General features: G+C 66.5%; 4 protein-coding genes. 3 read left to right on the top strand and 1 reads right to left on the bottom strand.

The window, feature by feature from the left end; translation table 11 throughout:
- The coding region (locus ABYB95_RS18260; RefSeq protein ID WP_372660106.1) for an ABC transporter substrate-binding protein at nucleotides 1–862 on the top strand (862 nt) is incomplete at its 5' end.
- A 46-nt stretch (nucleotides 863–908) separates the two neighbouring features.
- On the opposite strand, the gene ABYB95_RS18255 is transcribed toward ABYB95_RS18260, so the two are convergent.
- Nucleotides 909–1,856 carry a LysR family transcriptional regulator gene (locus tag ABYB95_RS18255; RefSeq protein WP_372660104.1) on the bottom strand — a complete coding sequence of 316 codons (948 nt, stop codon included), beginning with the start codon at nucleotides 1,854–1,856 and terminating at the stop codon, nucleotides 909–911.
- Nucleotides 1,857–2,002: 146 nt separating this feature from the next.
- Here ABYB95_RS18255 and ABYB95_RS18250 point away from each other — a divergent pair, with 146 nt between their 5' ends.
- Together ABYB95_RS18250 and ABYB95_RS18245 are read left to right on the top strand one after the other, a co-directional pair.
- A complete protein-coding gene (locus ABYB95_RS18250) occupies nucleotides 2,003–2,311 on the top strand; it encodes a DUF2007 domain-containing protein (RefSeq protein WP_372660102.1) in 309 nt (102 codons plus the stop codon).
- A complete protein-coding gene (locus tag ABYB95_RS18245) occupies nucleotides 2,308–3,978 on the top strand; it encodes a GMC family oxidoreductase (protein WP_372660100.1) in 1,671 nt (556 codons plus the stop codon). The genes ABYB95_RS18250 and ABYB95_RS18245 overlap by 4 nt, the downstream gene beginning before the upstream one ends.
- Nucleotides 3,979–4,171 lie beyond the last annotated feature (193 nt).

Below are 4,171 nucleotides of genomic sequence, written 5' to 3'. Positions count from 1 at the left end.
GTTGTTGGAGCAGGACAAGGTCTTCATGATCTACAACAACACCGGCACCGCGCAGACGGCGGCCATTCTGCCGCTGTTGAAAGAGACGCGCACCATCGTCTTTGGGCCGGTCACCGGTGCCTCGGCGTTTCGGGACAACTTCAATCCGCTGGTGTTCCAAGTGCGCGCCAGTTACGCAAACGAAGCGCGCCGCATCCTGAGCCAAATGAAGCTGATCGGCCTCCAGCGGGTGGCGGTGTTTTATCAAGACGACGGCTTTGGAAAAGCCTTGCTCGCCGAGTTGAAAAAAGCGGCGGAAGAAGAAAAGCTGCCCTTTGTCGCCGAGATCAGCGTAGATCCCAAGCAGCCCAACTTTGCCGCCGCCGCAGCGGCCACGCAGGCGGCGAATCCGCAGGCGGTGATTCTGGGTACCGCAGGCAGCACCTTCACGAACTACATCAAAGCGGTGCAGCAGACCGGGGCACGGCCGGGCTATTACGGATTTTCGGTAGCCAGCATGGATGTCATCCGGGCCGAGTTGAAAGAGCAGGCACGGGGCATCATCCTCGCGCAGATCATGCCGTCGCTGCGGGCTTCGGCCAATCCGGTGGTGGCTGAATACCTCAAGCTGTTGCGTGCCAGTTCGCCGCAGGCAAAACCTTCGGCGTCGCAGTTTGAAGGCTTTGTGCACGCGCGTCTGCTGGTCGAAGGTTTGCAGCGAGCGGGGCGTGCACTGAGCACCGACTCGTTCACCAAGGCGATGGAGGCCACCGGAGAAATTGCCTACGGCAGTTTCCGGGCGCGCTATTCACCCAAGTCCCACAACGGCGCCAGCTATGTGGAGCTCGCCATTGTCGACAGCCAGGGGCAGTTGCAATATTGAGCCCAGCAGCGCGGCAGGGTGCCTCGTTTGCGTGCGCCGCGAGCGTTCATCCCCAAACCGCTTCCAGCGCGGCCCAGGCGCGTGTGATCACCGGATCGCCCGCGCGCTGCGCCAGGCAGACGAAGCTCAGATCGCATTCGAGCGCAACCCGGTCGGCGATCACCAGGCCATGGGCATGGGCTTCGCGCATGGCGATAGCGTCTCGCACCAGCGACAGGCCCACGCCGCTTTTCACCAGGTCGAGCATGGAAGCTTCCTGGTCCACCAGCGCCACGCGGCGCGGCTCCAAGCCGGTGAGCGAGCCGGGGCCGAACACGTGTTTCAACAAACGGTGGTGGGCGCTGGCCGGTGGCGTGGCCAGCCAGGGCAGGGCGGCCAGCGCTTTCCAGTCTTTGCCGCGCACCTGCGGCCCCCAACCGGCCGGCGCCAGCACGCGGTAGGTGAAGCGGGTGAGCGGGCGCAGGCGGTAAGGCGCGTCGGCTTGCTGGCTCAAAGCCTGCTCGGGCAGGTCGAGAAAGAAGCCGACGTCGACCTCGCCGTGCTCGACCTGTGTCAGCACATCGCCGCTCATGCCCTGGCGCAACTCGGTCCTCACCTGCGGGCTGGTTTCCACCAGTTGCTTCAGGAATGCGCCGAGGCGGATGAACTCCGGGTCGAGGATGGTACCGATGCGCAAGGTGCCGCGCACCGTCGCGTGCAGACCCGCAGCGGCCTGTCCGAAGTCGGCCAGCGCGGCCAGGGCCTTGTCGGCCAGCGGCAGCAGGGCCGCGCCGTCGGCGGTGAGGGCCATGCCTTGCGGGGTGCGGGTGAAGAGCGGCAGGCCGGTGGCCTCGGTCAGGGTCTTGAGCTGCAGGCTCACCGCCGGTTGGCTCAGGTGCAGGCGCAGGGCGGCGCGCGACACATTGCCCTCGCGCGCCACGGCCACAAAGGCGCGCAGGGTCTGCGGGTCGAGCCGGGCAGGCAGGGGGGTGGAGACGGGATCGCTGGCCTTCATATTTGCTCTGCTTATAGCGCTGTTTTGGCGATTTCATTGGATTTCTCGCTGCTTTTTGCGCAAACTGTGGCTTCTCTCGGAGACAAGACGCATGAGAAATTCAAATATGAAAATGCGGCACCGGCTGGCCGCGCAGGCTCCTAGCCATGCACGGTGACAGCCCCTACGACCCAGACGAAGGCGACTGGCAGACCCTGGTCACTTTCTTCAGCCCGACCGAGGCCTATCTGTTGCGCGGCTGCCTGCAGGCCGCCGGTGTGCCCGCAGTGGTGGCCGACGCCCATTTGGTGCAAACCCACACCTTGCTGGCCGGTGCGATTCCGGTGCGCGTGCTGGTGCCCGAGCTGCGGTTGAGCGAGGCCCAGGACGTGGTCGCGGCCTACCAGCGCGGCGAATTCGCTTTGCCCGACGAAGACCCTTCTTCCAACCCGCCGTTCAGCGAGGATTCCCCATGAGCGACACCGCGTTTGACTACATCGTGGTGGGAGCCGGCACCGCCGGTTGCCTGCTGGCCAACCGGCTTTCGGCCGACCCGTCCAAGCGCGTGCTGCTGATCGAAGCGGGCCGCAAGGACGACTACCACTGGATCCACATCCCGGTGGGCTATCTGTATTGCATCGGCAACCCGCGCACCGACTGGCTGTACCAGACCGAGCCCGACCCCGGCTTGAACGGCCGCCGCCTGCGATACCCGCGTGGCAAAGCGTTGGGTGGTTGCTCCAGCATCAACGGCATGATTTACATGCGCGGCCAAAGCCGCGACTACGACGCCTGGGCCGACCTCACCGGTGACGAGGCCTGGACCTGGGCCAACAGCCTGCCCGACTTCAAGGCGCACGAAGACCACTACCGGCTCGATGCCGTGGACGCCGCTGCGTCCAACCCCGCGTTCGCGGCCCTGCACGGCAACGCCCGCCACGGCGGTGGCGGCGAATGGCGGGTGGAAAAGCAGCGCCTGCGCTGGGACGTGCTCGACGCTTTTGCCCTGGCCGCGCAGCAAGCGGGCCTGCCGGCCACGGCGGATTTCAACAGTGGCAACAACGAAGGCGTGGGCTACTTCGATGTGAACCAGAAGGCGGGCTGGCGCTGGAACGCCTCCAAGGCCTTCCTGCGCCCGGTGCAGCGCCGCCCCAATCTCACGGTATGGACCGAGACCCGGGTGAAGCGGCTCACTTTGGCGCGCGACCCCAGCGGCGCGCTGCGCTGCACCGGCGCACGCCTGCTGCGCGGTGGCGAGGCGGTGACGGTGAGCGCCACGCGCGAGGTGATCTTGAGCGCCGGCAGTGTCAACTCGCCGCAGATTCTGCAGCTCTCGGGCATCGGCCCTGCGACCCTGCTGCGCCAGCACGGCATCGAGGTGCAGCACAGCCTGCCGGGCGTGGGCGAAAACCTGCAAGACCATTTGCAGATCCGCAGCGTCTACAAGGTGCAAGAGGCTAAAACGCTCAACACCCTGGCCCATTCGATTTGGGGCAAAGCGCTGATCGGTCTGGAGTACGCGTTCAAACGCAGCGGCCCCATGAGCATGGCACCCAGCCAGCTCGGTGCCTTCACCCGCAGCAGCCCCGACCAGCCCTGGCCGAATCTCGAATACCACGTGCAACCGCTCAGCCTGGACGCGTTCGGCGAGCCTTTGCACCGCTTTCCGGCGTTCACCGCCAGCGTGTGCAACCTCAACCCCACCAGCCGGGGCCATGTGCGCATCCTGTCCGCGCGCTTCGAAGACGCACCGGCCATTGCGCCGCAGTACCTGAGCACCCCCGAGGACCGCCAAGTGGCGGCCGACAGCCTGCGCGTCACGCGCCGCATCGTGGCGCAGCCGGCGCTCGCGCCCTACCGGCCCGAAGAATTCAAGCCCGGCGTGCAATTCCAGACCGACGAAGAGTTGGCCCGCCTGGCCGGTGACATCGCCAGCACCATCTTCCACCCCGTGGGCACCACCAAAATGGGGCGCCCCGACGACCCCATGGCCGTGCTCGACAGCCACTTGCGCGTCTACGGCGTGGAGGGCTTGCGCGTGGTGGACGCGGGCGCCATGCCCACCATCACCAGCGGCAACACCAACAGTCCCACGTTGATGCTGGCCGAAAAGGCGGCGCGCTGGATCGTGGCCGGGGTTTGACGGCGGTTCGGCTGGCGCAGAACCGCGTTCGCTGAGCGTGTTGCCGGGGATCCCGCGACCCCGAGGGTTTCGACCGCCCCCCGAGCCGGTGCCAGCGGCGTCGGGCGGCGACGGTTTTTAGCGTATGCCGCCCACGTAACGGGCTTCGTCGCCGTCTTCCGGGCGGGTGGCGCCCAACACCGAAGGCAGGGTG

This window comes from Hydrogenophaga sp. (assembly GCF_041633695.1).
In the GTDB taxonomy this organism is placed as follows: Bacteria; Pseudomonadota; Gammaproteobacteria; order Burkholderiales; family Burkholderiaceae_C; genus Hydrogenophaga.
The sequence above is the reverse complement of the archived record's forward strand: the minus strand, read 5'-3'. Positions and strand labels throughout refer to the sequence as shown.

Excerpts from the sequence above, each read along its gene's own strand:
- ABYB95_RS18245 (WP_372660100.1), top strand. The coding sequence starts at position 2,308 with ATGAGCGACACCGCGTTTGACTACATCGTGGTGGGAGCCGGCACCGCC.
- ABYB95_RS18250 (WP_372660102.1), top strand. The coding sequence starts at position 2,003 with ATGCACGGTGACAGCCCCTACGACCCAGACGAAGGCGACTGGCAGACC.
- ABYB95_RS18255 (WP_372660104.1), bottom strand. The coding sequence starts at position 1,856 with ATGAAGGCCAGCGATCCCGTCTCCACCCCCCTGCCTGCCCGGCTCGAC.